General features: G+C 71.5%; 22 protein-coding genes and 1 pseudogene. 10 read left to right on the top strand and 13 right to left on the bottom strand.

Features of this window, described 5'->3' with window-relative positions:
• Positions 1 to 139 precede the first annotated feature (139 nt).
• The 4 genes from HHX35_RS08450 (at position 140) to HHX35_RS08435 (ending at position 3,962) form a co-directional block, all read left to right on the top strand.
• Entirely contained in the window at positions 140 to 1,105 is a 966-nt protein-coding gene (locus HHX35_RS08450) for an NAD(P)-dependent oxidoreductase (protein WP_182898259.1), read from the top strand.
• An 81-nt stretch (positions 1,106 to 1,186) separates the two neighbouring features.
• The gene (locus tag HHX35_RS08445) at positions 1,187 to 1,861 is read left to right on the top strand and encodes a polysaccharide deacetylase family protein (protein WP_182898258.1); all 675 of its coding nucleotides are present in this window, start codon (positions 1,187 to 1,189) and stop codon (positions 1,859 to 1,861) included.
• Positions 1,862 to 1,896: 35 nt separating this feature from the next.
• Positions 1,897 to 2,844 (top strand): glycosyltransferase family 2 protein, encoded by a 948-nt coding sequence (locus tag HHX35_RS08440; protein ID WP_182898257.1) that lies wholly within the window; start codon positions 1,897 to 1,899, stop codon positions 2,842 to 2,844.
• Positions 2,841 to 3,962 (top strand): GNAT family N-acetyltransferase, encoded by a 1,122-nt coding sequence (locus tag HHX35_RS08435; protein WP_259404841.1) that lies wholly within the window; start codon positions 2,841 to 2,843, stop codon positions 3,960 to 3,962. Before HHX35_RS08440 ends, HHX35_RS08435 begins: the two co-directional genes overlap by 4 nt.
• Here the strand turns inward: HHX35_RS08435 and HHX35_RS08430 are convergent.
• Entirely contained in the window at positions 3,903 to 5,210 is a 1,308-nt protein-coding gene (locus HHX35_RS08430) for an acyltransferase (protein ID WP_182898256.1), read from the bottom strand. The two genes, HHX35_RS08435 and HHX35_RS08430, sit on opposite strands and share 60 nt — an antisense overlap.
• Before the next feature lie 291 nt (positions 5,211 to 5,501).
• Between HHX35_RS08430 and HHX35_RS08425 the strand changes: the two genes are divergently transcribed.
• Both HHX35_RS08425 and HHX35_RS08420 read left to right on the top strand, forming a co-directional pair.
• A complete protein-coding gene (locus tag HHX35_RS08425; RefSeq protein ID WP_182898255.1) occupies positions 5,502 to 6,818 on the top strand; it encodes a nucleotide sugar dehydrogenase in 1,317 nt (438 codons plus the stop codon).
• The gene (locus tag HHX35_RS08420) at positions 6,808 to 7,986 is read left to right on the top strand and encodes a glycosyltransferase family 4 protein (RefSeq protein ID WP_182898254.1); all 1,179 of its coding nucleotides are present in this window, start codon (positions 6,808 to 6,810) and stop codon (positions 7,984 to 7,986) included. Before HHX35_RS08425 ends, HHX35_RS08420 begins: the two co-directional genes overlap by 11 nt.
• 5 nt (positions 7,987 to 7,991) lie before the next feature.
• On the opposite strand, the gene HHX35_RS08415 is transcribed toward HHX35_RS08420, so the two are convergent.
• A complete protein-coding gene (locus HHX35_RS08415) occupies positions 7,992 to 8,831 on the bottom strand; it encodes a glycosyltransferase (protein WP_182898253.1) in 840 nt (279 codons plus the stop codon).
• Between the two features lie 37 nt (positions 8,832 to 8,868).
• On the opposite strand from HHX35_RS08415, the gene HHX35_RS08410 reads away from it, so the two are divergent.
• The 3 genes and pseudogenes from HHX35_RS08410 to HHX35_RS43275 all read left to right on the top strand — a co-directional run.
• Positions 8,869 to 9,414 (top strand): dTDP-4-dehydrorhamnose 3,5-epimerase family protein, encoded by a 546-nt coding sequence (locus tag HHX35_RS08410; RefSeq protein WP_182898252.1) that lies wholly within the window; start codon positions 8,869 to 8,871, stop codon positions 9,412 to 9,414.
• 12 nt (positions 9,415 to 9,426) lie between these two features.
• Positions 9,427 to 10,335, top strand: coding sequence for a right-handed parallel beta-helix repeat-containing protein (locus HHX35_RS08405; protein ID WP_182898251.1), 909 nt, complete (start codon positions 9,427 to 9,429; stop codon positions 10,333 to 10,335).
• A pseudogene (locus HHX35_RS43275) lies at positions 10,332 to 10,910 on the top strand (phosphatase PAP2 family protein); the annotation flags it as partial. The gene HHX35_RS08405 and the pseudogene HHX35_RS43275, both read left to right, overlap by 4 nt.
• A gap of 169 nt (positions 10,911 to 11,079) precedes the next feature.
• Here the strand turns inward: HHX35_RS43275 and HHX35_RS08400 are convergent.
• From HHX35_RS08400 to HHX35_RS08390, 3 genes are read right to left on the bottom strand one after another with little or no spacing between them, the layout of a single operon-like run.
• Positions 11,080 to 12,600: an O-antigen ligase gene (locus HHX35_RS08400; RefSeq protein WP_259404839.1), complete on the bottom strand. Its 1,521-nt coding sequence runs from the start codon at positions 12,598 to 12,600 to the stop codon at positions 11,080 to 11,082.
• Position 12,601: 1 nt separating this feature from the next.
• Complete coding sequence (locus HHX35_RS08395) at positions 12,602 to 13,381, bottom strand: hypothetical protein (RefSeq protein WP_139578978.1); 780 nt, start codon at positions 13,379 to 13,381, stop codon at positions 12,602 to 12,604.
• Positions 13,382 to 13,395: 14 nt separating this feature from the next.
• Positions 13,396 to 14,355 (bottom strand): hypothetical protein, encoded by a 960-nt coding sequence (locus HHX35_RS08390; protein WP_182898250.1) that lies wholly within the window; start codon positions 14,353 to 14,355, stop codon positions 13,396 to 13,398.
• A 157-nt stretch (positions 14,356 to 14,512) separates the two neighbouring features.
• Between HHX35_RS08390 and HHX35_RS08385 the strand changes: the two genes are divergently transcribed.
• Positions 14,513 to 15,703 carry an acyltransferase gene (locus HHX35_RS08385; protein WP_259404838.1) on the top strand — a complete coding sequence of 397 codons (1,191 nt, stop codon included), beginning with the start codon at positions 14,513 to 14,515 and terminating at the stop codon, positions 15,701 to 15,703.
• Positions 15,704 to 15,706: 3 nt separating this feature from the next.
• Here the strand turns inward: HHX35_RS08385 and HHX35_RS08380 are convergent, their stop codons facing one another.
• Genes HHX35_RS08380 through HHX35_RS08345 form a run of 8 tightly spaced genes read right to left on the bottom strand, consistent with a single transcriptional unit; the run spans position 15,707 to position 24,114 of the window.
• Entirely contained in the window at positions 15,707 to 16,603 is an 897-nt protein-coding gene (locus tag HHX35_RS08380; RefSeq protein WP_182898248.1) for a glycosyltransferase family 2 protein, read from the bottom strand.
• Between the two features lie 38 nt (positions 16,604 to 16,641).
• Positions 16,642 to 18,129, bottom strand: a complete 1,488-nt coding sequence (locus HHX35_RS08375) for an oligosaccharide flippase family protein (RefSeq protein ID WP_182898247.1) — start codon at positions 18,127 to 18,129, stop codon at positions 16,642 to 16,644.
• Positions 18,126 to 19,142: a hypothetical protein gene (locus HHX35_RS08370; protein WP_182898246.1), complete on the bottom strand. Its 1,017-nt coding sequence runs from the start codon at positions 19,140 to 19,142 to the stop codon at positions 18,126 to 18,128. Before HHX35_RS08370 ends, HHX35_RS08375 begins: the two co-directional genes overlap by 4 nt.
• Positions 19,143 to 19,147: 5 nt before the next feature.
• Positions 19,148 to 20,422 (bottom strand): DUF4910 domain-containing protein, encoded by a 1,275-nt coding sequence (locus tag HHX35_RS08365; RefSeq protein WP_310738956.1) that lies wholly within the window; start codon positions 20,420 to 20,422, stop codon positions 19,148 to 19,150.
• Positions 20,419 to 21,447, bottom strand: coding sequence for an NAD(P)-dependent oxidoreductase (locus HHX35_RS08360; protein WP_182898245.1), 1,029 nt, complete (start codon positions 21,445 to 21,447; stop codon positions 20,419 to 20,421). The genes HHX35_RS08365 and HHX35_RS08360 overlap by 4 nt, the downstream gene beginning before the upstream one ends.
• A gap of 5 nt (positions 21,448 to 21,452) precedes the next feature.
• On the bottom strand, positions 21,453 to 22,115 hold the full coding sequence (locus HHX35_RS08355) for a PIG-L deacetylase family protein (protein WP_285784823.1): 663 nt from the start codon (positions 22,113 to 22,115) through the stop codon (positions 21,453 to 21,455).
• On the bottom strand, positions 22,112 to 22,891 hold the full coding sequence (locus tag HHX35_RS08350; RefSeq protein ID WP_182898244.1) for a sugar phosphate nucleotidyltransferase: 780 nt from the start codon (positions 22,889 to 22,891) through the stop codon (positions 22,112 to 22,114). The genes HHX35_RS08355 and HHX35_RS08350 overlap by 4 nt, the downstream gene beginning before the upstream one ends.
• On the bottom strand, positions 22,888 to 24,114 hold the full coding sequence (locus HHX35_RS08345) for a class I SAM-dependent methyltransferase (protein ID WP_182898243.1): 1,227 nt from the start codon (positions 24,112 to 24,114) through the stop codon (positions 22,888 to 22,890). The genes HHX35_RS08350 and HHX35_RS08345 overlap by 4 nt, the downstream gene beginning before the upstream one ends.
• Positions 24,115 to 24,179 lie beyond the last annotated feature (65 nt).

Below are 24,179 nucleotides of genomic sequence, written 5' to 3'. Positions count from 1 at the left end.
CAGGGAAGGGACCGGTCTTCGGACGGGTCCCTTTTCTTATTACCGGGCTTGAACAAGTTCGGCCTCGTCAACCCCGGTCGTCCCCCGGCCGTCCCCTTGCCCGAGACGCACCATGATCGAGCATACGAGGAGAGCGCCCATGCCCCGGGTCCGCGCGATCGACCCCCGGCCGTCGTCACGGTCCTCCACTCGGGAGGGCCTTTCCTACGCCGGGGCGCGCGCCCTGGTGACGGGTGCGGCGGGCTTCATCGGTGCCCGCCTGGTCAAGCGGCTGGTCTCCCTCGGTGCCGAGGTCCACGCCGTCAGCCGCAAGCCGCCCACGGTGACGCACGTCGGCGAGGTCTGGCACCGGGCCGACCTCCGCGTCGCCGCGGTGACCGGCGAACTCCTCGGCGCCGTACGTCCCGACGTGGTGTTCCACCTGGCCAGCGAGGTGAACGGGGGCAGGGACACCGGGCTCGTGCTGCCCACCCTCGAGAACAACCTCCTCGGCACGGTCAACCTGCTGACCGCGGCGGTGGGCCGTACGGGCACGCGGGTGGTGCTCTGCGGCTCGTGCGAGGAGCCGCGGCCGGCCAACGACCACGCGCCGCCGCCATCCCCCTACGCGATGGCCAAGTGGGCCGCGACCGGCTACGCCCAGCTGTTCCAGCGGTTGTGGGACCTGCCGGCCACGGTCCTGCGGCCCACGATGGTCTACGGCCCGGGCCAGCGGGATCTCACCAAGCTCGTGCCGTACGTGGCTCTGTCGCTGCTGCGCGGCGAGGAGCCGAGCCTCACCAGCGGCGCCAAGATGGCCGACTGGGTGTACGTGGACGACGTGGCCGAGGCGTTCGCGGCGGCGGGGCGGAGCGACCGGGCGGCCGGTCACGTCATGGACATCGGGACCGGCGTCCTGACATCGGTGAGGGACACGGTGGAGCTGCTGTACCGGGTCATGGGAAGCCCACTGCGTCCGAGGTTCGGCGAGGTCGCCGACCGCCCCCTGGACAACGCCCAGACCGTCGACATCGGCCTCGCCGCCGAGGTGCTCGGCTGGCGGCCGGCCGTGGGCCTGGAGGAAGGGCTGCGGCGGACCCTGGCCTGGTATCGCGAGCACAGGTAACGGAAGCTTCCCGGACGGCGATAGCGCTACCGTGACCCGTAACCTCTCAGGTCCCCATCCGGCGTACGAAGGCGAGGGCTGATGGCCGCGGCGAGGAGTGTGGTCAACCTGACCGTGCACGGCATCGGCCCCTATCCGAGGACGCTCGACCCCGGGGAGGACGGCACCTGGGTCACCGTCGGCCAGTTCGAGCAGGTGCTCGACGCCGTCATGGGCCGCCCGGACGTCCGGATCACCTTCGACGACGGCAACGCCTCCGACGTCGAGATCGCCCTGCCGCGCCTGCGGGAGCGCGGCCTCACGGCGGAGTTCTTCGTGCTGGCCGGGCTCCTGGGGCAGCCCGGCAGGCTCGACGCGGAGGGCGTGCGCGAGCTCGTCCGTGCCGGTATGCGGGTCGGCTCGCACGGCTGGGCCCACCGCGACTGGCGCCGGATCGGCCGGCAGGAGGCCGACGAGGAGATCGGCCGGGCCAACGCCCTGCTGAGCGACCTGACGGGGCAGCCGGTGACGCGGGTCGCGATCCCCTTCGGTTCTTACGACAGGCACGTGCTGCACCGGCTGCGCCGCGCGGGGCTCTCCCGCGCGTACACCAGCGACGGCGGGCGGGCCCGTCCCGACGCCTGGCTGCAGGCGCGCACCAGCCTGACCTGCGACCTGGACGACGCCTGGACGAGGGCGGTCCTCGACGGCCGCCCCTCTCTCCGTACGCGTGCCCGCAGGGTCGCCGCCCGCGCGTTCAAGCGCCTGCGCGGCTGACCGACGAACCTCCCCATCGGGAAGAGTCTCCACATATGTCTAATGGAACGGATGAGAACCGGCTGCGAACAGCCGTCGTGATCGTCACGTACAACAGCGCGGACGTGCTCGGCGACTGCCTGCGCTCCCTCACGGAGGGAGCGCGGGGGGTCGTCCTCGCCGACGTCGTGGTCGCCGACAACGCCTCCCGGGACGACTCCGTAGGCGTCGCGGAACGCGCGGAGGCTCTGCCGATCACGGTCGTGCAGACCGGCAGGAACGCCGGATACGCCGCCGCGATCAACGCCGGGGTCGCCGCCCTGGACCTCGACGCCCTCGACGCCGTCCTCGTCCTGAACCCCGACTGCCGGCTGCGTCCCGGCTCGCTGGCCGTCCTGGCGGAGACCCTGCGGCCGCCCGGCCGCGGCATCGCCGTCCCCCGGCTCGTCAACCCGGACGGCACGCTGCAGCCGTCGCTGCGCCGGCAGCCCACCGTGCGGCGGGCCCTGGTCGAGGCCGTGATCGGCGGCACGCTCGCCGGGCGTATCGGCACGCTCGGGGAGCTGGTGACCGACCCGGTGAGGTACGAGGCGGCCTGTACGGCGGCCTGGGCCACGGGCGCCGCCATGCTGATCTCGGCAGCGGCCTGGCGGGAGATCGGCCCCTGGGACGAGTCGTTCTTCCTCTACAGCGAGGAGACGGAGTACGCCCTGCGGGCCGCGGACCGGGGTTGGTCGCTGTGGTACGAGCCCTCGGCCGTGTTCGAGCACATCGGCGGCGACTCCGCCGTCAACCCGACGCTCGCCGCGCTCATCGTCGTGAACAAGGTGCGGCTGTTCAGGCGGCGCAGGGGACGGATCGCGGCGGCCGCCTACTTCCTGGCCGTGGCCCTGGGAGAGGGGGTGCGCGCGCTCTCCGGCCGGCCGACCTCGCGGGCGGCGGTGGCCGCGCTGCTGCGGCCCTCCCGGCGGCTGCGCCTGATCACACCCCCTCCGGCCTCATGACCGGCGCGCCGATCAGGACGATGCGCCTGACCTCGTTCGACGCGCTGGGCGAGGAGGAGTTGGACGCGTGGCACCGGCTGCGGGAGGGCAACCCGCTGCTCGACAGCCCGTACTTCCATCCCGGCTTCGCGGAGGCCGTCCACGTGAGCGGCCGGCCCGTGGAGGTGGCCGTCGGCCGCGACGCGGACGGCCGGGTCCTCGCGCTGCTGCCCTGCCACCGCGAGCGTTCGCTGCTGCGTCCGGCCGGCTGGCCCGGCGCCGACTTCCAGGGACCGGTGCTCGCCCCGGGCACGTCCTTTTCACCGCTGCTCCTGCTGTCCAGAGGAGTGCGCGGCTTCGCGTTCGACCATCTGCTCGACGGCCACGCGGACGATCACACAGACGATCACGAAGACGGCCACGAGGACGGTGAAGCGGGCTTCGGCCCCTGGATCGAGTCGCGCCGCCCCTCGCCCTACATCGACGTGAGCGGCGGTCTCGACGCCTATCTCGGCAGAGCCTCCCGCAGCGGCAAGGACAACATGGGGCAGGCCCGCCGGCGGGCGGCCAAGGCCGAGCGCGAGCTCGGACCGGTGCGGTTCGAGGCGGACGCCGTCGACCCCAAGGCGCTCGACCGGGTCGTCGAGCTCAAACGGGCGCAGTACGCGGCGACGGGCGCCCCCGACTACTTCGCCGCGCCCGACCGCATCGACCTCGTCAACCGTCTCCTGCACACCCGGAGCCCCGGGTTCTCCGGCATGCTGTCGACGCTGCACGCCGGTCCCCATCTGCTCGCCGCGCACTTCGGCCTGCGGTCCGGCGGCGTGCTGCACTGGTGGTTCCCGGTGTACGACCCGTCCTTCGCCCATCTCGCGCCCGGCTGGATGCTGCTGCGCGAGCTGGTCTCGGCAGCCCCGGCGCTCGGGATCGGCCGCATCGACCTCGGCCGGGGCGAGGACGAGTACAAGCGGCGGGCCAAAACCGGGGAGGTCATGGTCGCGCAGGGCCTGGTGACGAGAAGCGCGGCCAAGCGGACCATGCGCAGAGCCCGCGACTCGATGGTCGAGGCGGCGAAGGTGTCACCCCTGGGCCCCGGCCTGCGCCGGATCGTCCGGTCGGTCCGCTCTCTCCTGCGTTGATGATCCGGCCTGCGTTGAACTCTCCTGTGCAGGGGGACGGCGCAGCGGGCGGCGGCCGGCGAGCAGCCGCTCCAGCGGGCGCTCGGCCAGCCGGTGCAGCAGCCAGGCCGCGGCGGTGGCGGCGAGCAGCATGCCGACCACCGGCAGGACCGGCGCCTGCGGGACGACTCGCGCCCCGAACCTGAGGACCGGCTGGTGGACGAGGTAGAAGGCGAACGACACCTCGCCCAGGGCGACGAGCCAGGCCGCGCGCAGCGGCGAGCGGCGCCCCCGCAGGTCGGCCGTGGCCGCCGCCGCGACGAGCAGCGCCAGTGGGCCGGACATCCACGCGACCCACCCCCAGCGGTCCCACACGAGCGGCTGGGTCAGGTACGCCCCGAGCGCCAGGGCCGAGGACGCGAGCAGCCCGGGGCCGTGCCACCGGCCGGCCCGGATCATCAGGGCCAGCGTCATCCCCAGCAGGAACTCCAGAGCCCGGGTGACCGGGAGGATCCAGACGAACCAGTAACCGAAATCGAGCGGCATCGGCAGCGAGGCGAGCGGGACGAGCCAGATCAGCGCGTACGCCGCCGCCGCGACCGTCCACAGGCGGTGGGCGGGCACCCGGCGCAGCGCCCGCAGCAGGAGCGGGAATGCGGCGTAGAAGGCGATTTCACACGACAGCGACCACGCGGGCGTGTTGACCGCGAAGTAGTAGGCCGGGTCGGGCACCCACGACTGCATCAGGACCAGGCCGGCCAGCACCGGCCCCGGTCTCTCGGGACGCGCCGTCACGACGAGGACGGCCAGCACCCCGATCCACACCAGGACATGCGAGGGCACGACACGGGCCGCCCGCCGCCGCCAGAACGCCGCCGCGCGGTCGCCGGGCCGGGCCGACCACGTCAGCACCAGCCCGGACAGGACGAAGAAGAACGGCACGCCGGTGGCGCCCGCCCCGAACAGCACCTCCAGCACGGCCCGGCCGGCGCCGTCCCCGGCCAGTCGTGGCGTGTGGAGGACGTGGAATCCGAAGACGGCGAAGGCCGCGATCCAGCGCAGCCCGGTGAGCGACGGCAGACGGGCGGGCACCGCGCTGTCCCTGTCTGCCTGCCGGCTCCCCCGCGTCGCCCCCTGCTTTCCGCTGCCGCCCTGCTTTCCGCTGCCGCCCTGATTCCGGCTCCCGCCCTGCTGCCCGATCTGCCGGTGGGCCCCGTTTCGCCCCTCGTCCTCGTCCCGCTTCGCGGACGCCCCGGTTCCCTCGCGCATCCAGCACCGTCCATTCCGCGGGCGTGGCCGTTCCTGCCGCGAGAATACACATCCGCGAAATTCCACATCACCGGTCCGTAACCGAAACAGACCGATTCTGAGATTTCGTATTAGGCCGTAACGAGGGGAGAGGGATGTGCGATCATATCTGTGTGACCGCGGCGAACCATAACGACATTACGCACCGTTTTTCCCGGAGTCGCCCGGCCGCGACTGACGGCCGACGCGGTCGTCGCCTCTGACCTGGAACGATCCACGCCCGCCACGCGATTCGACGGAGGACGGCGCATTGTGAAGATCAGCGTGTTCGGGCTCGGGTACGTCGGCTGCGTCTCGGCCGCGTGCCTGGCGACCCAGGGGCACGAGGTCGTCGGGGTCGACGTGAACCCCGTGAAGGTCGACCTCATCAACGCCGGCACCGCACCGGTGGTCGAGGAGCGGATCGGCGAGCTGACCGAGCAGGCGGTCGCCGCGGGCCGGTTGCGGGCCACCCACGACGTGCACGCGGCCGTCGAGGCGAGCGACGTCTCCCTGGTCTGCGTCGGCACGCCGTCCGCGCCGAACGGCAGCCTCTCGACCGACTACCTGGAGCGGGTCGCCGAGGAGATCGGCGAGGCCCTGGCGAGCCGGGATCGATGGCACACGGTCGTCTTCCGCAGCACGATGCTGCCGGGCACATGCGAGGGCCTGCTCGTCCCGATCCTCGAGAAGGCCTCCGGCCGCACAGCGGGGGTGGACTTCGGAGTGGCGGTCAACCCGGAGTTCCTCCGCGAGGGCACGAGCGTACGCGACTTCTTCGATCCGCCGAAGACCGTCATCGGCGAGCTCGACGGCACGAGCGGCGACGTGGTGGCCGGGCTGTACGAGGGGCTGCCCGGGGAGGTTTTCCGCGTGCCGGTCGCGGTGGCCGAGATGACGAAGTACGCGGACAACGCCTTCCACGGGCTCAAGATCAGCTTCGCCAACGAGCTGGGCGCGATCTGCCGGGCGCTGGGCCTGGACAGCCATCGGGTCATGGACGCATTCCTGGCCGACCGCAAGCTCAACATCAGCCCCGCCTACCTGCGGCCCGGCTTCGCCTTCGGCGGTTCCTGCCTGCCCAAGGACCTGCGCGGCCTCGTCTACGCGGCGCGGCAGGCCGACGTGTCCGTCCCCCTGCTGTCGCACATCCTGCCGTCGAACGAGGAGCACCTGCGACGGGCCTTCGACCTGGTGACCGCGACCGGCAGGCGCCGCGTCGGCCTGTTCGGCCTGTCGTTCAAGCCGGGCACCGACGACCTGCGCGAGAGCCCTCTGGTCGAACTCGCGGAACGCCTCCTCGGCAAGGGCTACGACCTGCGCATCTACGACGCGAACGTCACGTTGTCGCGCCTGACCGGGGCTAATCGCGACTACATCGAGAGCCGGCTGCCTCACCTGGGCCAGCTGCTGACCAACTCGGCCGACGACGTCCTCGCGCACGCCGAGGTCTGCGTCGTCGGCTGCAAGGACCCCGCGGTGCTGACCGCGCTGGGACGCGCGGGCGACCGCGCGATCATCGACCTCGTCCGCCTTCCCGACGCGGAAGAGCGCCGGGCACAACCGGAATACGTGGGCCTTGGCTGGTAGAGCGCTCATCCTCGTCGAGAACCTGTCCGTACCCTTCGACCGCCGCGTCTGGCAGGAGAGCACGGCGCTGCGGGATGCCGGGTGGGAGGTGCACGTCATCTGCCCCACGGGGGCCAACCGCGACACCGAGCCCGAGGCCGTGATCGACGGGGTGCGGATCCACCGCTACCCCCTGCGGCCCGCGACCGGTGGCCCCGTCGGTTACCTCCGGGAGTACGGCCTGGCGCTGCTGCACACCTACCGCTTGGCGCGCAAGGTCGGCCCGGTCGAGGTCGTCCACGCCTGCAACCCGCCCGACCTGCTGTTCCTCGTGGCGCGGATGCTCAAGAGGCGCGGCGCCCGCTTCGTCTTCGACCAGCACGACCTGGTTCCCGAGCTCTACCTGTCCCGGTTCGGCCGGGGAGAGGACTTCCTCTACCGGCTCGTCCTGCGGCTCGAACGGCTCACCTACCGGGCAGCGGACGTCGTGATCGCGACCAACGAGAGCTACCGCCGCGCGGCGCTCACCCGGGGCGGCAAGAAGCCGGACGAGGTCTTCGTCGTGCGCAGCGCGCCCGTGGTGGAACGCTTCCATCAGGTGCCGCCGGAGGAGGCACTGAAGCGGGGCAAACCCCACCTGCTGTGCTACCTGGGCGTGATGGGCCCTCAGGACGGGGTCGACTACGCCCTCCGCTCCCTGGCCCTGCTCCGCGACGAGATCGGGCGCTCGGACTGGCACGCGGTGTTCGTGGGAGCGGGCGACACCTTCGACGCCATGGTGGCCCTGTCACACGAGCTCGGCCTGTCCGACATGGTGGAGTTCACCGGTCGCATCCCGGACGAGGACCTGCTGCGCTACCTGTCCTCGGCGGACGTCTGCCTCGCCCCCGACCCGTACAACCCGCTGAACGACGTGTCCACCATGAACAAGATCATGGAGTACATGGCCATGTCCAGGCCCATCGTGTCGTTCGACCTCAGGGAGGCGCGGGTGTCCGCGGGGGACGCCGCGGTGTACGCGCCCCCGAACGACGAGTCCGAGTTCGCCAAGCTGATCGCCCTCCTGCTCGACGACCCCGAGGAGCGGCGGCGCATGGGCGAGATCGGCCAGGCCCGGGTCAGCGGACCGCTGTCGTGGGAGAACTCCCGCGCGGCACTGCTGGCCGCCTACGACGCGGCCGTCTCCTGAGCGCACTACGCCTGAACGCGACTGCCGGTGTCGGTGCCCCAATGACGGCGACTCGAGCCTCCCGACAGGGCCCGCAGCCGGGTGAGCGCGCGGTCGAGGGCGAGGACGGCGAGATAACAGGCCGCGTCGAGCCGGGTGACCGCGCGCCTCGCTACCAGGGCCCGCAGCGCTCCGAGCTCCAGCCGTCCTTCCGCCAGCGGCAGGCCCAGCGCGTCGAGCTCACGGTTGCCCTGCCGTACGCGCACGCGGCGGCGCAGGTGCGCGCGGACCGTCCTGGCGGGGCGGACCAGGGACCAGGCGCCGGCCACCACGGCCCGCTCCTCGGCCGCGAACGTCCGGTGGACGAGGCCGTCGTCGGAGATCACGTCCGGCATGGGGAAGACCCGGGCGTGCCCTTGCTCGGTCAGCACGTACACGCCGACGCCGGACAGCGCGCGGGACGGGGCGATGAGCAGATCATGGACTTTGTGCACCCGCCGGGAGATCGCGCTCGCGCCGTCCAGGTCCCACCGGGGGACCGGCGCGCAGGCGAGCACCCCCGGCCGGGCCGCCGCCGCCACGAGCGCGCGCACCGATTCGGCCGTGAGCACGACGTCGGCGTCCAGATAGACGCGCGGGAACGTCCGGCACGCCTCGTCGCCGATCCGCAACGCGTTGGCCTTGCCGGGCGTCGCCGTCTCCAGGACCCGCACGCCTGCTCTCCTGGCCGCCTCGGCCGTGCCGTCGGTGCACGCGTTGGCGACCACCACGACGTCGAATTCACCGGGCGCCGTCCCGTCCAGCAGACGGGCGAGGTTGCCGGCGAGAACGCCCTCCTCGTTGTGCGCGGGCACGACGACGCTCACGATCGGACGGTTCACAGATCGGAGAGGGGTCACAGCATTGAGAGTAGAGCGAACGGTCATCGACGGGGCGCTGCTGTTCGTACCGACACCGCACCGTGACGAGCGGGGACTGTTCACCCGCACGTTCGACGCGCACGTCGCGGCGAAGGCCGGGCTGGACCCGGCCGCCTTCGTTCAGGACAGCCAGTCACGCTCCCGCAGGGGGACGATCCGCGGCATGCACGGCCGGTCCGGGCGCGGCGAGGCCAAGCTGGTGCGGTGCGCCCGCGGAGCCGTGTACGACGTGATCGTGGACGCCCGGCCGGACTCGCCGACGTTCGGCGTGCAGACGTCGGTCCTGCTCGACGACGAGACGTTCGTGACCCTGTACGTCCCCCCCGGGCTGCTGCACGGGTTCCAGGCCCTGACGGACGCCGACGTCTGCTACCGGATCGACAGGGAGCACGACCCGTCCGAGGACCTGTCGGTGCGCTACGACGATCCGGACCTGCGAATCCCGTGGCCCCAACCGGTCTCTCTCATCAGTGAGCGCGACCTGGCCGCGGGAAGTTGGGCACAATTGCGGGACCGGCTACGCACCTGAAAGCGAGCGTCCATGCGACGGCGAGGGGTCTCCCTGGCACCTGTGGCGGCGGCCCTCACCGCCGTGCTGATGCTGCTCGGCTGCTCTCCCTCGGCGGAGGACCCCTCCGAGGCGTCCGTGTCCCCCACCAGACCGCCCGGCGCGTCGCCCGCCGCACGATGCCCCGGGTATCCGTCGCCGGCCTGCACAGGGGTTCCGCCCGGAACACGGCTGACGCCCCTGCCCCTCACGGAGAAGGGCGCCTACCGCGTCACGGTCCCGGGTACCGTCCTCGACCGCGTGCACATCGCCGGCGACCTGCTGATCGTCGCCCGCGACGTGAAGATCAGCAACAGTCAGATCGACGGCATCGTGCTGGACAGCTACGCCGGCAAGACCTACTCGTTCACCATCACCGACTCGACCGTGGGCACGGCCGACAGGTGCCAGTCGATGCCCGGCGTCGGGGACACCGACTACACGGCCGTGCGGGTGCTCGTGCGGGGTCACGGGGACGGCTTCCGCGACTCGGGGAACAACGTCACCATCCGGGACTCCTACGTCCACCTCTGTTCCAACCCCGGCGACCACTCCGACGGCATCCAGACGTACGTCGGCGGCAAGGGGCTGGTCTTCCAGCACAACACGGTCGACCAGCGCGACGCCAGGGACATCACCGCACCGATCTTCATCACCGACCCCCGCATGTCGGACGTGACGGTGACCGACAACCTCGTCATGGGCGGCACCTACAGCATCCAGGTCAGGAAGGTCCGCGACCGTGCCGTCGTCCGCGACAACAAGCTGGTCGACAAGTCGTGGGTGTACGGGCCGGTCGACGCCGACTGCGACAGGATCGACTGGTCGGGCAACACGCTGGTGACGATCGACAAGGACTACCGGATCGTCTCGACCGTCGGTCCCCTCCCCTGCGTGGGATGACGACGTCCCGGCGGGCCGCCCTGACCGCGTGCTGCTGCCTCGTCCTGCTGGTGGTCGTCTACCTGCTGGCCGTGTGGACGGTGCCGGGACAGCGGTTCGAGGACGCGGTGCTGGAGGGAGCGCAGCGCGTGGCCGGCGGCCGGCAGGAGGAGGCCGCCCTCGCCGCTCTCGGCACGATCTCGCGTTACTCACTGGCCGGCGCGGTGCTGCTGGTGTGCGCGGTCGCACTGGTCCGGCGCCGTCCCCTGCTCGCGGTCGCCGGTACGGCGGTCATCGCCGGATCGGTCGTCACGACCGAGGTCCTGCGTCACCTGGTCCTGCTGCGGCCGATCCTGCTGCCGTCCGGCGTGCGGCGGGATGACCAGAGCTTCCCCAGCGGCCACACGGCGGTCGCGATGTCGGTCATGTGCGCGCTCGTCCTCGTGATCCCCCACCGGTTCCGCTGGGTCGTGGTGCTCCCCACCTCGGCCTGGGCCACCGCCGTCGGCGCCTCCACCGTCACCGCCAACTGGCACCGGCCGAGCGACACGATCGGCAGCGACCTGATCGTGCTCGCCTACGCGTGCGCGGCGGTCGCGTTCCTCGCACGCGTGGGGGCGACGCGGGAGGCGGAGCCTCTAGGCCCGCTGGGACGCGTCGCGATGCGCCTGCTCATCGGGCTGCACGTGACCGGGGCCGCGGCAGGGCTCGCGGTCGCGGTCGCGGTCCTCGCGGGTCTCGGCGGAGACGGCGATCCGGCCGCGCTCAGGGCCGGCCGGGCGATCGCCCTGGCAGGGGGAGCCACGGTAGCCGCGACCATGCTCGGTCTGCTGCGCCGTACCGGCCTGGGGCCCGCTCCGCGTGGTCGTCCTCCCATGCCCGCACCGCCGCCTCCCTCTGGGCCGAGCGCAGCAACGCACCCGACGCCCCGATGAGCAGGAAGGCGACACCGGTGACGGTGGCGAACGACAGCAGGTCGAAGGTCGCGGAGCCGACGAGCGGCACTACCAGACAGGCGGCGAGCGTCAGGCCGAGGTCGCGCGGGGCCGGGTCCACGCTCAGCCGGCGGGCCCGCACGGCCGAGTAGATCCCGCAGAAGAACAGCGCCACGAAGACGGCGACGCCGACGGCTCCGCTCTCCACCGCGGTCAGGATGTACTGGTTGTCGAAGACCTGGTACTTCGGCGCGTACCAGGTGCCGATGCCCCGGCCGAGCCACAGGTGCCTGGCGACCTCGGTAGCCGCGACATCGTAGTCATGGGTGCGGTACTGGACGCTGCTGTCCGTCCCTGCGTTGGCGAACAGCCCGTACAAGGTGTTGAGCAGGCCGGGGAACGTCAGCTTCGCCACGACCAGGAAGACCGCCGTGACGATCAGGGCCTGGACCTTGCGCCGCACGGGCCACCCGAGGATCAAGATGATTCCGACGACTCCGACACCCAGGACCGCCGACCGCGACACGGAGAACAGCAGGCCCATGCCGATGAGCGCCGCGCACAACCACCAGCGCAGGGCGCCACGGCCGCCGCGGAAACCGTAGTGGACGGCGAGGGGCAGCAGCATGGAGCACAGCACGCCGAACTCGATCGGATGCCCCGTGGTGGCGGCCACCCGCCGCATGGAGTCGCGCATGTCGACCGCCCCGCCTTCCGAGGCGAAGCGCAAACCGGGCAGCGCGAGATACTGAGTGAGGTCGAAGTCGGCCATGAACTGCAGCGCGCCGATGACCGCGATCACCGCCCCGCCCGTCACCATCGTCTTCAGCAGGAAGTCGAGGCGCTCCGGAGTGCGGACCCCGTCGCAGACGGCCAGCGCGATGCCGACGCTCGCCATGACGAGGACCAGGGCGTGATCGGACAGCTTCAGCTCGTCACTCGGCAGGTAGCCGTAACTGGCCACGCCGTAGGTGGCGGTGAGCGCGACGACGTAGCAGAACAGGGCGGTGCGAACGGGGGTGCGGCCCTTGGCCACTCCCAGGGTGGTGGTGAACTGCGCGCACAGCCAGCACATTCCGGCGAGCAGGCTGAGGATGTTCGCGGGCGTCAGCGACAGCGGCAGGCCCCTCAGGACCAGCCGGGCCGGGATGATGAGCAGCGACAACGCGAACAGGGCCGCAAGCGTCGCACCGTCGGCACGACGGCGCGCCCCGGGGAGGAGCGGATCGGCGAGGACCGGATCGCCGCGGAGCGGGGCGCCGCGCATCGGCGCCGTGCCGAGCACCGGCAGGGTCAGAGTGCGGCGGGCGTCCTGGTCGTCGACCCCGCGGGCCGGCCGGTCTGCGGGCATCTCAGCCGCTCACCGCCGGCTGACGTCCCTCGGATGGACGCGGTCGCGTCCGGTCCGTCACTGAGACGGTGGACGGCCCGTACGGCTCGGCATCGGCGGCTCCGCCGGCCCTGCGCACCTTTCTGCCCTTCCGCACGCGCATCGCCTGGGCGATGCTCTCGGCGGCGAAGGCCGCCACGAGGGTGGCGGCGGCGCCCAGGGCCAGGGCCACGGCGGCCGACCGCATCTTGCGGCCCTTCTGCGGCTCCGGCATGGTCGCCGGCACGGCCCGGTCGATCCTGATGAACGTGGCGCGCGGCGCCTTGAGCGCCTCCTGCCGCTCGGCCAGGATCTTCCTCGCACGGGCCTCCACCCGCATGACGATGTCGCGGGCCGCCGCCGGGGACGCGCTCTCACCGGTGATGAAGACGAACGGTGTCTGGGCCAGCAGCTCCGGGTTGGTGCTGCCGTTGTTGACCTCGTAGCTCGGGTCGCCCTCGGGCGACGCCCCGAGCGCCGCCGCGGTCTCCGGCGTGGCGAGGGCCCCGATGAGAATGGAGGCCGTCATGCTGAGCCCCCGGTCGAAGTTGAGCAGAGGGTTCGTCAGCCCGTTCGGGTACTTGGGATTGCTCGGCAGGCTGCCGCCCGTCGTCGGCGTCGTCAGCACCAGAACCGTCGTGGACGTGTAGGTGACCGGGATCGACAGATAGACCGCGATGGTCACGCCCACCGCCAGCGCGAAGGCGGGCAGCGTCACGAACCAGCGCCGGAAGACGACGAGGACGGTCCCCCAGAAGTCCATCGACCGCTCCTCACTCAGCCGGCGCGCGAAGCGGGGCGGGACATGTCCTCACCGGACCCGTCGCCGATCGCGTCGCCGTCGGGGTCGGGCGCGAGCCGCAGCCCCCCGGAGCGGTCGCCGCCCTGTGGCTCGTCGGACACCACGACGATGACGGCGGTCGCGTCGTCGTCCCAGTTCTGGGATGGTCTCGGCGCGGGCGGAGCCGTGGTGGCCGGCGCGGCGTCGACGTCCGGCGGCGGGACGTCCGGCTCGTACGCCGACGGCGTGATGGCCGGACGCTGCGGCTGAGCCACCCAGGGGGCGTGGACGACGTACGACGCGCGGCGGTTGCCACGCTGCCGGTCCACGAGGTAGGCCAGGCCGAATCCGACGACCATGACGGCCAGCAGCCCACCGGCGGCCGCGCCCCACTTGACCGTCCGCTTCGCCTCTGGCGTCCCGGGTGGCATCACGTCGGTGATGGCGATGTACGTGGACGGCGGCGCCTTCAGCGCCCGCTGCCTGGCGGCGAGTTCCGCGCGAATGAGCTGCCCGGCCTTCCGTACGGTCGCGTCGGCCGCGGCCGGGGACCTGCTGTCCACCTCGACGTAGACGAACGGGCCGTTGGTGCTGATGCCGAGCAGGTCGGGATTGGTGCGGCCGTCGTTGATCGTGATCTCGGTGGGGCCGCCGGGCCTGACACCGAGGCGGGTCATCATCTCCGGAGTGTTCATCGACAGGATGAGGATGCCCGCCGTGGTCCGCAAACCGTCGTTGAACTGCAGGAGCGGGTTGGTGAGCCCGGCTGCCTCCTTGGGGTCGGGCGAAAGGGTGCCGCCGCTCGTCGGCGTGGTCAGGACCATGGCCGTGCTGGAAACATAGGTGGTGGGCAGCATGAGATAAGCGACCACGGCCACGAGAATTGCGAGCGCGAATATCGGCGGGCCCACGGACCGGCGGCGAGCGAGCGTGAAGATGCTCTTCCAGAAGTCCATGCTTCCCCGCCCTCCGTGACCATGTACGTCCGGCCACCCGAGAATGTACTTTACCAATCATGGGTTGGCGCGACCCGGTTCAAACGGTCCAACAAACCGTTACATCTGGCAACCCTCACGCAGCGTTACCGGCCTTCCCGAGTGGAGCGGAACGAATTTGGACAAATCGTCCACACAACGGGTCGTAAGCACGGATGTCACCGCGCCTACGGCGCGTCGCCGGCTGGAGGGCCTGGACGGTATCCGGGGGCTGGCCGCTCTGTTCGTCGTCCTGCATCACTGCTGGCTGATGGCGTTCCCCGGATTTCCCGGCAACGGCGGACCGTGGTGGCTCGGCTGGCTCCTCTACGGCCACTTCGCCGTGGTGGTCTTCATCGTGCTGTCCGGGTTCTCACTCGCGGTCTCCCCTGCCCGGTCACAGTGGCGGCTCGGCGGGCCGGGCCGTTTCGCGCGTAGGCGCGCCTGGCGGATCCTCCCGCCCTACTGGGCCGCGCTGGCGTTCAGCCTCGTCGTCGCCTGGACCCTGGCTCCCCAGCCGGGCGAGGGCCCGCCCACGGCCAAATCGGTCCTCCTGTACGGCCTGCTGCTACAGGACGTGGCCGGCTCCCCCAGCCCCAACGGCGCCTTCTGGTCCATCGCGGTGGAAGCCCACCTCTACATCCTCTTCCCCCTGATGCTGCTGGTGCTGCGGCGTGCGGGAACCACGGTCATGCTCACCGCGGTGACCGTGCCCGTCGCGGCCATCGGACTGCTCGCCCCCTCGGTGCCGCTCGTGGACAAGCTCCTGCGGTTCACCCCGCAGTTCGCGGTGCTGTTCGCGCTCGGGATCGTCGGCGCGGGTATCGCGGCCAGGGCCGGGACGGAGGCCGCCGGGAGACCGTCGAAGGCCGCCGCCCTCCGGCCGTGGTGGGCGCTGGCGACGGCCCTGCCCGTGGTCGCTGTCATCGTGGCCTTGGGGCCGATCTGGACGGTCGAGCACTACTTCTGGGTGGACATCGCGATGGGCCCGGCGGTGACCCTGCTGCTCGTGTCCGTGGCGTCGGGCCGGCCGGCCCCGCTGGTCCGGCTGCTCGACAGCCGCCCGATCCGCGGCCTCGGCCACTTCTCCTACAGTCTCTATCTGATCCACGCGCCGATCGTCGTGGCGCTGAGCACGCTCGTGGTGAGCCCGGCGGCCGGGCACGGCCTCACCGCGTTCCTCCTCACCACGGTCCTGGCCGTGCCGCTGAGCCTGCTGGTGGCGCGGCTGTTCGCCGCGGTGTTCGAGCTGCCCTTCCTTCGTCACCGGTCCTGGCGGGCGCTGCGGGCGGCCGCCTCCGCCCGCTTCGCTCGCAGGACCGCGCCGTAGGCGTCAGCCCCGTCCGGCGCCCACCAGTCCGGTCACGAGCCGAGCCGCCTTGCGGCCCCGCCGGACGGCCACCCGTCGCTGCCTCCGGGCGTACATCCGGTAGACGGCCGCCCGCGCCCGGGCCCGCTGCTCGGGGGTGAGCGGCGCCTGCTTCAGCCAGCGGAGCATCTCACGGCACTGCAGGGTGGTCGCGAAGTGCGCCTGCCAGGACGGCACGCCGAGGCGGCGGGCCAGCACCGGCATCGTCTCGTGCTTCCAGTTCCGATGCCCGAGCACCTCCGCCACGTGCCCCCAGGGCCCGGCGAGCGCGAGCTTCGCGGCGAAGACCTCGTCCTCCCGCAGCATGTTGCGGCGGGGGATCGGCAGCACGGCCTCCCGTCTCATCAGCCCGTAGAGCGGGTCGATCATCAGGTGGCTCTCGTTCAGCATGCGCAGCATCTCGGCGAACCGCTCGACCGGGTCGCCGGAACGCAGCGCGGCCCCCTCGTAGGCGGCGGTCTCGGTTCTGCCGTCCGGCCCCTTGTAGGCGATCTGCGTGGTCACCAGGATGAGCCGCTCGTCCTCGGCGAACAGGTCGAGCGAGCGCGAGACGCACCGGGGGTCGAGCCGGTCGTCGTCGCCCACCCACCGGAAGTACGGCCCCTCGGCCAGGCGTATCACCGACTTGAAGTTGTTGAGGAGCCCGATGTTCTCCGCCTGCCGCCGATAGCGGATCCGGCCGTCCGAGCGGGCCAGCTCACGGCAGACCTCCTCGGTCCCGTCCGTGGAGGCGTTGTCGGAGATGATCAGTTCGAGGTTCTCGTGGTCCTGTGCGAGCACGGATTCCACCACCTCGCGCAGCCGCCCCGCCGCGTTGCGCACGGGCAGTCCGACGGACACCAGGGTGTCGTGAGAGGACATGGCATTCCTTCCAGCCGCCGAGCGGACTCGGCGCGTCTTCACGAACGGGCGGGGACGAGCCGCGCAAGACGGCCGCCGAGCCCCTTGAGCTGGGCCGCGGGCACGACGATAAGCACGTAGACGATCATGCCCGCCCCTCCGGCGGCGACGAGTTCGAGCAGGAGGATGTGCCCGGTCACCTGGCTCACCAGGAGGATGACGCCTGCCGCCGCGGCGGCCCCGGCCAGGGGGCGCACCAGCGCGGGCAGGACGGGCCGCAGGTTCACCCCGGACCGCTGCAGGGCCCAGACCGCCAGCGGCAACGCGACGAACAGGCCGACGACGGCGTGCGCGATCGCGGCGCCGCGGATCCCGTCCAGCCCGATCCCGACCAGCAGCGCGGCGACCAGGGCCGCGGCCCAGCCGGCGTTCAGCCACACGGTCGCGCGGGTGGCGCCGACCGAGGTGAGGATGTCGAAGGCGAGCCCGGTGAGCATCCGCACGACCATGAGGACCGCCAGGAACCGCAGCACGCCGGCCGACATGTTCCACTGGGCGCCGTACAGGGTGATGATGATCGCGTGGGCGAGTGTGGCCATCACCACCGCCACCGGCAGCACGAACGCGATCAGGAGCGGCACCGAGCGCCGCACGCCCTCGGCGAGCGACTCCTGGTCGCCCTCCGCCAGGCGGGAGAAACCGGCGATGGAGACGTAGCGGATGGCGGTGCCGATCAGGCCGGGCACCCAGCTGGACACGTTGAACGCGAGCAGGTAGAACCCGAGCATCGTCATACCGAGCCGGTCGCCGACGATGACGTAGTCGGCGTTCATCAGCACCGACTCCAGGCCGAGGCTGGCCGCCAGCGGCAGGCCGAACCGGAGGAGCCGTACGGCGATCGCCCGGTCGACGGCGATGCGGACGGGCACCCGGGCGAACACGAACACCAGCACGCCCGTCACCACGGAGGCGCCGAACTGACCGGCCGCGAAGCTGTAGGCGCCGGCGCCCATGGCGGCGAGCGTTACGGCGATCGCCGCGTTCGCCAGCACTCCGGCCAGGTTCGCCTTGGTCAGCTTGTCCTGCTCGAAGTGGCGCATCAGCGCGCCCGCGCGGACGGCCGTGATGCCGTCGACGAGGATGACGGCCGTGAGCAGGCGGACGACGCCGGTCGCCTGCTCGCTGCCCGCCAGCGTGGAGAAGTACGGCGCGCCGACCCAGAAGATCCCGTAGACCCCGGTGCTGAAGACGACGGCCAGCACGCTCGCCGTGGGCGCCATCTCCTCGAGTTTGCCCCGCCACTGCACCGTGGCGGCGATGAGACCGGCGTCGTTGACGTGCATGACGAACTGCGTGGCCGCGAGCGCGATCGCGTAAAGGCCGAAGTCTGCGGGGGCCAGCAGGCGGGCCAGGACCAGCCCCATGGCGAACGAGCCCATGCGCGTGAGCAACGTGCCGAACAGGCTCCAGCGAAGGCCACGACCGGCCTGGCGGCCGATCGTGCCCACGTTACCGGCGTCGTTGCCGGGTTCCTCTTGTGCGGTCATACGTGACGGGGCTCCTCGATGCGCTCCAGCCAGATCTCTCGCCAGAAGGGGACGAACTCACGCGGGCAGTTGGAGTTGTAGACACCGGCGCAGACGACGTCGTCGAGGATGATGCAGGGATTCTTCATCCGTAGCATCCGTCCGCTCTTCTCGTCGATGCACCTGTCCACCCGGGCACGGACCCGCGCGCTGCGACCGCAGTAGCGGGCCATCTCCTCCTCGAACCCCATTCCCCGGTTGAGGAGGTCGTCGTTGAGCGTGCGGAGGATCTCCGCCTTGGACTTGATCCTGACCAGCTCGCCGGGCTGGAGGCCGAGCTCCGCGGTCGGGGTGCGCTCGCCGGCCATCCCCCTGAGCCCTCCCCAGCGCCGGCCGCCGCTGATCCACCACGCCTGGGGAAGGACCTTCTTGCTGATGTCCTGGTAGCGGTTGAACAACGCGATCAGGAAGGCGCGCACCACCGGCAGCAGCCCGGCGTTGCCCGTGCGCACGTCCTCGACGTACTGCCGGACGTCCCTGAACGGCAGGCAGACGGGGGCCGCGCGCAGCAGTTCGGTGGCCTGGCACGAGTAGCGCTCCTCGCCGTCCTCCGCGGGCGGCCTGCGGCTGTTCACCTCCAGGAGCGGCAGCAGGGCGCGGGCCGGCCGGGGCGCCTGCGCGGGCGCGTCGTCCGGATCCACCCGCTTGAGCCATGCCTCCTTCCAGTACAGGGAACAGGCCGTCTGACAGCCGCCGTGCGCCGAGCCGTCGCACCGCGCCCCGGTCAGATGCACGGCGTTGTCCATGCGCCGCATGCCGCTGCGGCTGATCGTGTCGCACAGCTTGTGCGCCACCTTGTGCACCCTCATCCGCTGCCCGCAGAAGCGCAGCATCTCCGGCATGAAGGGGAGGTTGTCCAGCTCGCCGTTCTCGTCGAGGGTGGCGAGGATCTCCTCCTCGCTCCGGACCTCCACCAGGTCGCCGACGCGCAGCTTGAGCGTGCCGGGCCTGCTGCCGGTGTCCAATTGGGTCATCCCTGTTACTCCTTGAGCAATCCGGCGCTCTGCAGCGCCAGCGCGGCGTCCGCCACGAGGGGAAAGGGCAGTCCGGAGCGTTCCGCGATGTCGAGCAGGCTGTGGTCGCCGTCCGAGAGGTTGAGCACCCACAACATCGCCATCTGGTCGCGCTTGGTGTCGCTCCGGCCGCCGAGGGAGCCGTACAGGCCGCGCCGCCCGAGTTGCGGCTCGCCGTAGGGGCTGAGGTTGAGATAGCGGCGGTCGCGCTCGAGCACGTCCACCGCTTCCCAGAGGGTCTCCAGCGTTTCGGTCATCGCCTCGGGAGAGACGAAGCCGGGGTTGTCCGCCGAGGTGTGGTACTCGGGGTAGGCGCCGTACGGGGTCCGGGTGAGCGAGCCGACCCCGAGGTCGAACCCGGGCGAGCAGTACTGCCGCTCGTCGTAGCCGTACGGCGAGAAGTCGACGACGGTGTGCGGACGGCCCGAGGCGCGCAGGACGTGCTCCATCACCCGGTCGATCCCGGCGTTCCCCCGCCTGCTGCGCTTGTAGGTGAGCGATCCCCTGTCACCGGCGCAGGCGAGCACGAGCCCGGCCCCGATCCGGCCGGCCCGGTCGCGGTTGAGCGCCAGCCAGGTGATCGCCCCGATCGTGCCGGGGGCGAAGACGAACCGGTAGGTGTGGCGAGGCCGCCGTTCCGCCAGCCGCAGGGCGAGCTCCACGGCCACCGCGACGCCTGCGAGGTTGTCGTTGGCCAGCGACGGATGGCAGATGTGGCACGACACCAGGACCTCGTCGGCCGACTCGCCGGGCACGACGTGCTCGGCGTAGGTGAGGTGACCGTCGGCCAGCGTCGAGTCGATCACCACCTCGTACGGCCCCGGGGGCAGGGCCGCCAGCGTCTCGTGGCGCAGGCAGAAGCCCCATGTCTCGGCGTAGTAGCTGGTGCGGTACGGGATCAGGTCCGGCTGCTCGGGCAGCGTGTGCAGGTGCGGGCGCAACTCGTCCAGTGTGAGAGTGGCCGACACCGGCGTGCTGTAGCCGACGACGTGCAGCGACGACTCCGTGAAGTCGATCACCTTGCGGCCGGAGGGGTCCTTGACGTACGCGTCGCGGATGTTCCACTCCTTCGGCACCGTCCAGTCGAGCACCTCCGTGCCGGTCGGCACCTCGTGGACCTCGAGCGGCAGGGACTCCCCGACGATCTCCAGCGTGCGCCGGACCCCGTCGCCCGTGATGCTCCGGCACAGCGGGTAGAGCCGCTCCACCAGTGCGTGCATCCGGCGGCCGACATCGCTCACTCGGCCACCGGCCGCAGGTCGTCGCCGATGGTGCCCGCCCCGCGGCGGTCCGACAGGCGGGCGAGCCGGGTGAATCGCCGGTCGAAGTCCCCCTGCCGCAGACCGAACCGCCGGTAGGCGTCGATCAGCTCGACCGCCCCCTCCTTGACCGTCCACCTGGCCTGGTAGCCCGGGAGCGCCGCGCGCACACGGGAGAAGTCCACCCGGTACGACCGGGGGTCGTTCCCCGCCTCACCGGTGATGACCAGGTCCGACCCCGGCACCGCCTCGGCCACGTGGGACGCGATCTCCGCGACCGTGACGTTGTTGAGCTCGGTCCCGACGTTGAAGGCCCGGTCGTGGACGGCCTCCCTGGGCGCGACCAGCGCCTGGGCGAACGCCTCGGCGATGTCGCGCGCGTGGACCAGCGGCCGCCACGGCGTGCCGTCGGAGAGCACCCGCACCTGATTCGTCAGGAGCGCGTGGCCGACCAGATTGTTCAGCACGATGTCGGCCCGCAGCCGGGGGGAGAACCCGAACGCCGTGGCGTTGCGCAGGTAGACCGGGGAGAAGTCGTCGTCCGCGAGCTTCGACAGGTCGTCCTCCACCCGCACCTTCGACTCCGCGTACGGGGTGACGGGCCGCAGCGGGGCGTCCTCGCCGACGAGGTCGTCTCCGCCGGAGGCGCCGTAGACCGAGCAGGTGGAGGCGTAGAGGAACCGGCGCACGCCCGCGTCCCTGGCGAGCCGGGCCAGCCGCACGGACGCGTGGTGGTTGATGTCGTAGGTCAGATCGGGGGCGAGCGAGCCCAGGGGGTCGTTGGACAGGGCCGCGAGGTGCACGACCGCGTCGATTCCGGCGAAGACCTCGGGCCCGGCGTCCCTGAGGTCGACCGCGTGCCCGGGCGGGTCGTCGGGGACCGGGCCGAGGACGCAGTCGGCGAACAGCCCGGAATCGAGGCCGACGACCTCGTGGCCCGCCCCGGCGAGCACCGGGGCCATCACCGTGCCCAGGTAGCCCTGGTGTCCGGTCAACAGCACGCGCATCTGGGTCATTCTCCTGAAAGGTCGAGGGTGAGTTTGGTGACGTGGAACGCCTCGGCGTAGCGCGTGTGGCACTCGATCCCGCGCAGGCGGGCCAGGCCGAGGAAGGCCTCCCGGTCGTACCAGGGCTTGTTCCGCTGGGAGGGGTAGTGCTCCAGCAGCAGGTCCGCCTTGGCCTCGGCCACCTCGGGAGAAAGGGGGTGGTAGGCCGAGGGCCGCCCGAGGTCGCCGTCCCACTTGGCGATCTCGTAGCCCAGGGTGAGGTGGTCGCGGAACGCCGTGGTGACGAGCTGCGCCAGCCCCTGGTGATCCTGATGGGCGTCGCCCCGCCACGGGCCGACGACCAGGTCGGGGTCGCCCGCCGCGCGCAGGTCCTCGACCGCCTCCTTGGCCTCGTCCCAGTGCGCGGGGAGCCGGCCGTCGGGCAGCTTGAGCACGGTGACGCGCAGGTCGGCGCCGGGGCAGAAGGCGGCGAGGGCGGCCCGCTCCTCGTCCTCCCGCACGGTGCCCCCGCCGGACAGCACGAGGGCGTCGATCCGGATGCCGGGGCGGGCGCGGCAGACGGTCAGCAGGGTGCCCCCTGCGCCGATGGGCAGGTCGTCGCAGTGGGCGGCGAGCGCGGCGATCCGCGCCGTGCGGCCCTGCGGGAGGGCCGGAACCAGTCCGATCACGACGCCCGCTCCCACAGCGCCCACGGCCGCTCGCCGCGCGAGTACGCGTCGTCGAGAGCCACTCGTTCCTTGACCGTGTCGGTGGGCCGCCAGTAGCCGCGGTACGGGTATGCCTGCAGTCGGCCCCGCTTGGCCAGCTCCGCGCAACCGTCGCCCACCAGGTCGCCGCCCTCAGGGATGTGGTCGAAGATCTCCTGCCGCAGCACGAAGTAGCCGCCGTTGACCCACAGCGGCATCTGGCTGACCGGTGTGATGCCGCCGACCGTCCCCGACTCACCCAGTTCGATGCAGTGGAAGGTCTCCGACGGCGGGACGACCATCATCAGCGCCCCGGCGTCGGAGGCGGCGAACCGGTCGATCATCTCGGGCAGCGGGGCGTCGCTCAGCACGTCGGCGTAGTTGGCGAGGAACATCTCGTCGCCGCCGAGGTGGTCCCTGACCCGCCGCAGCCGCTCGCCGATGGGCGAGTCGATGCCGGTCTGGACGAACGAGATCGACCAGTCGGAGATGTCGGTCGACAACAGCTCGACCCGGCCCGCCCGCAGGACGAAATCGTTGGACGTCGTCTCCTGGTAGTTGAGGAAGAAGTCCTTGATGTGGTGGGACCCGTAGCCGAGGCAGAGGATGAACTCGGTGTGCCCGAAGTGGGCGTAGTAGCGCATCACGTGCCAGATCAGCGGCCTCGGCCCGACGAGCTGCATGGGCTTGGGGACGTCACCGGCGGTGCCGGTGCGCATGCGGGTGCCGTATCCGCCGCAGAAAAGGACGACCTTCACGAGACCACCTCCAGTCGGGGGATGGGGAAGACCAGGCGGCCTCCCCAGTCACGGACGTGGGCGAGCTGCTCGGTGATCTCCGCGCGGAGGTTCCACGGGAGCACGAGCACGTAGTCGGGCCGGTCCTGCTCGATGCGCTCCGGCGGCAGGACGGGGATGCGGGTGCCGGGAGTGAACCTGCCGTGCTTGTACGGATTGCGGTCCACCGTGTAGGACAGCAGGTCCGGCCGGACGCCGCAGTGGTTGAGCAGCGTGTTCCCCTTGCCGGGCGCGCCGTAGCCGACGACGGTCCTGCCCTCCTCGGCGGCCCGGATGAGGAAGGCCAGCAGGTCGCGCCGCACTCGGGCGACCCGGGCGGCGAACTCGGCGTAGCCGGACAGCTCGTGCAGGCCCGCGGACTTCTCCCTGGCCAGCAGGTCGGTCACTCGTGGGCCCGGCTCCCCCGCCGCCTCGACCGGCCGGGCCCACAGCCGGATCGACCCGCCGTGGGTCGGCAGCGACTCGACGTCCACGAGGGCCAGTCCGCCGCTCGCCAGGGCCCGCATCGCGGAGGCGACGGTGTAGTACTGGAAGTGCTCGTGATAGATGGTGTCGTACTGCGTGCCCTCGATGAGGGTGAGCAGGTGCTGCACCTCGATCGACACCCAGCCGTCGTCGGCCACCAGGGCCCGCAGCCCCTGGGTGAAGCCGATGACGTCGGGAATGTGGGCGTACACGTTGTTGGCGACGACGAGATCGGCCGGGCCGTGCTCGTCCCGTACGGCGGCACCGGTCTCCGGCGTGAGGAAGGCCGTGAGGGTCGGCACTCCGGCGTCCTTCGCCGCCTGGCCGACGTTGGCGGACGGTTCGATCCCGAGGCACCGGATCCCGCGCTCGGCCACGTGGCGCAGCAGGTAACCGTCGTTGCTCGCCACCTCGACCACGAACGAGGCATCGGACAGCCCCAGCCGCTCGGCGGCGCCGGCCACGAACCGGCGGGCGTGCTCCACCCAGGACGTCGAATAGGACGAGAAGTACGCGTATTCGGTGAATGTTTCCTCGGGCGTGATGAGCGGAGGAATCTGGGCCAGCCAGCAGTCCGTGCACAGACGCAGATGCAGGGGATAGGTGTTTTCCGGCTCGTCCAGCTGTTCCCGCGTGAGGAACCGCTCACAAGGGGGCGTCGCCCCGAGATCGACGATGCTCGCGAGCGCCGTGGACCCGCACAACCGGCACTTTGTCATCAATATGCTCCCTCATCACATGGTTGCCGTCCGAAGACGTGCGGGACCCACGGCTGGTTGCCATG

Source organism: Microbispora sp. H10830 (genome assembly GCF_014161375.1).
In the GTDB taxonomy this organism is placed as follows: Bacteria; Actinomycetota; Actinomycetes; order Streptosporangiales; family Streptosporangiaceae; genus Microbispora; species Microbispora catharanthi.
Note: the sequence above shows the minus strand (reverse complement) of the source record. Positions and strands in the feature narration are given on the sequence as shown.

What these genes read in the sequence shown, in the direction of transcription:
- HHX35_RS08435 (WP_259404841.1), top strand. Translation starts at nt 2,841, where the DNA reads ATGACCGGCGCGCCGATCAGGACGATGCGCCTGACCTCGTTCGACGCG.
- HHX35_RS08405 (WP_182898251.1), top strand. Translation starts at nt 9,427, where the DNA reads ATGCGACGGCGAGGGGTCTCCCTGGCACCTGTGGCGGCGGCCCTCACC.
- HHX35_RS08440 (WP_182898257.1), top strand. Translation starts at nt 1,897, where the DNA reads ATGTCTAATGGAACGGATGAGAACCGGCTGCGAACAGCCGTCGTGATC.
- HHX35_RS08375 (WP_182898247.1), bottom strand. Translation starts at nt 18,129, where the DNA reads ATGACCGCACAAGAGGAACCCGGCAACGACGCCGGTAACGTGGGCACG.
- HHX35_RS08380 (WP_182898248.1), bottom strand. Translation starts at nt 16,603, where the DNA reads ATGTCCTCTCACGACACCCTGGTGTCCGTCGGACTGCCCGTGCGCAAC.
- HHX35_RS08390 (WP_182898250.1), bottom strand. Translation starts at nt 14,355, where the DNA reads ATGGACTTCTGGAAGAGCATCTTCACGCTCGCTCGCCGCCGGTCCGTG.
- HHX35_RS08345 (WP_182898243.1), bottom strand. Translation starts at nt 24,114, where the DNA reads ATGACAAAGTGCCGGTTGTGCGGGTCCACGGCGCTCGCGAGCATCGTC.
- HHX35_RS08400 (WP_259404839.1), bottom strand. Translation starts at nt 12,600, where the DNA reads ATGCCCGCAGACCGGCCGGCCCGCGGGGTCGACGACCAGGACGCCCGC.
- HHX35_RS08450 (WP_182898259.1), top strand. Translation starts at nt 140, where the DNA reads ATGCCCCGGGTCCGCGCGATCGACCCCCGGCCGTCGTCACGGTCCTCC.
- HHX35_RS08370 (WP_182898246.1), bottom strand. Translation starts at nt 19,142, where the DNA reads ATGACCCAATTGGACACCGGCAGCAGGCCCGGCACGCTCAAGCTGCGC.
- HHX35_RS08445 (WP_182898258.1), top strand. Translation starts at nt 1,187, where the DNA reads ATGGCCGCGGCGAGGAGTGTGGTCAACCTGACCGTGCACGGCATCGGC.
- HHX35_RS08395 (WP_139578978.1), bottom strand. Translation starts at nt 13,381, where the DNA reads ATGGACTTCTGGGGGACCGTCCTCGTCGTCTTCCGGCGCTGGTTCGTG.
- HHX35_RS08360 (WP_182898245.1), bottom strand. Translation starts at nt 21,447, where the DNA reads ATGCGCGTGCTGTTGACCGGACACCAGGGCTACCTGGGCACGGTGATG.
- HHX35_RS08430 (WP_182898256.1), bottom strand. Translation starts at nt 5,210, where the DNA reads ATGCGCGAGGGAACCGGGGCGTCCGCGAAGCGGGACGAGGACGAGGGG.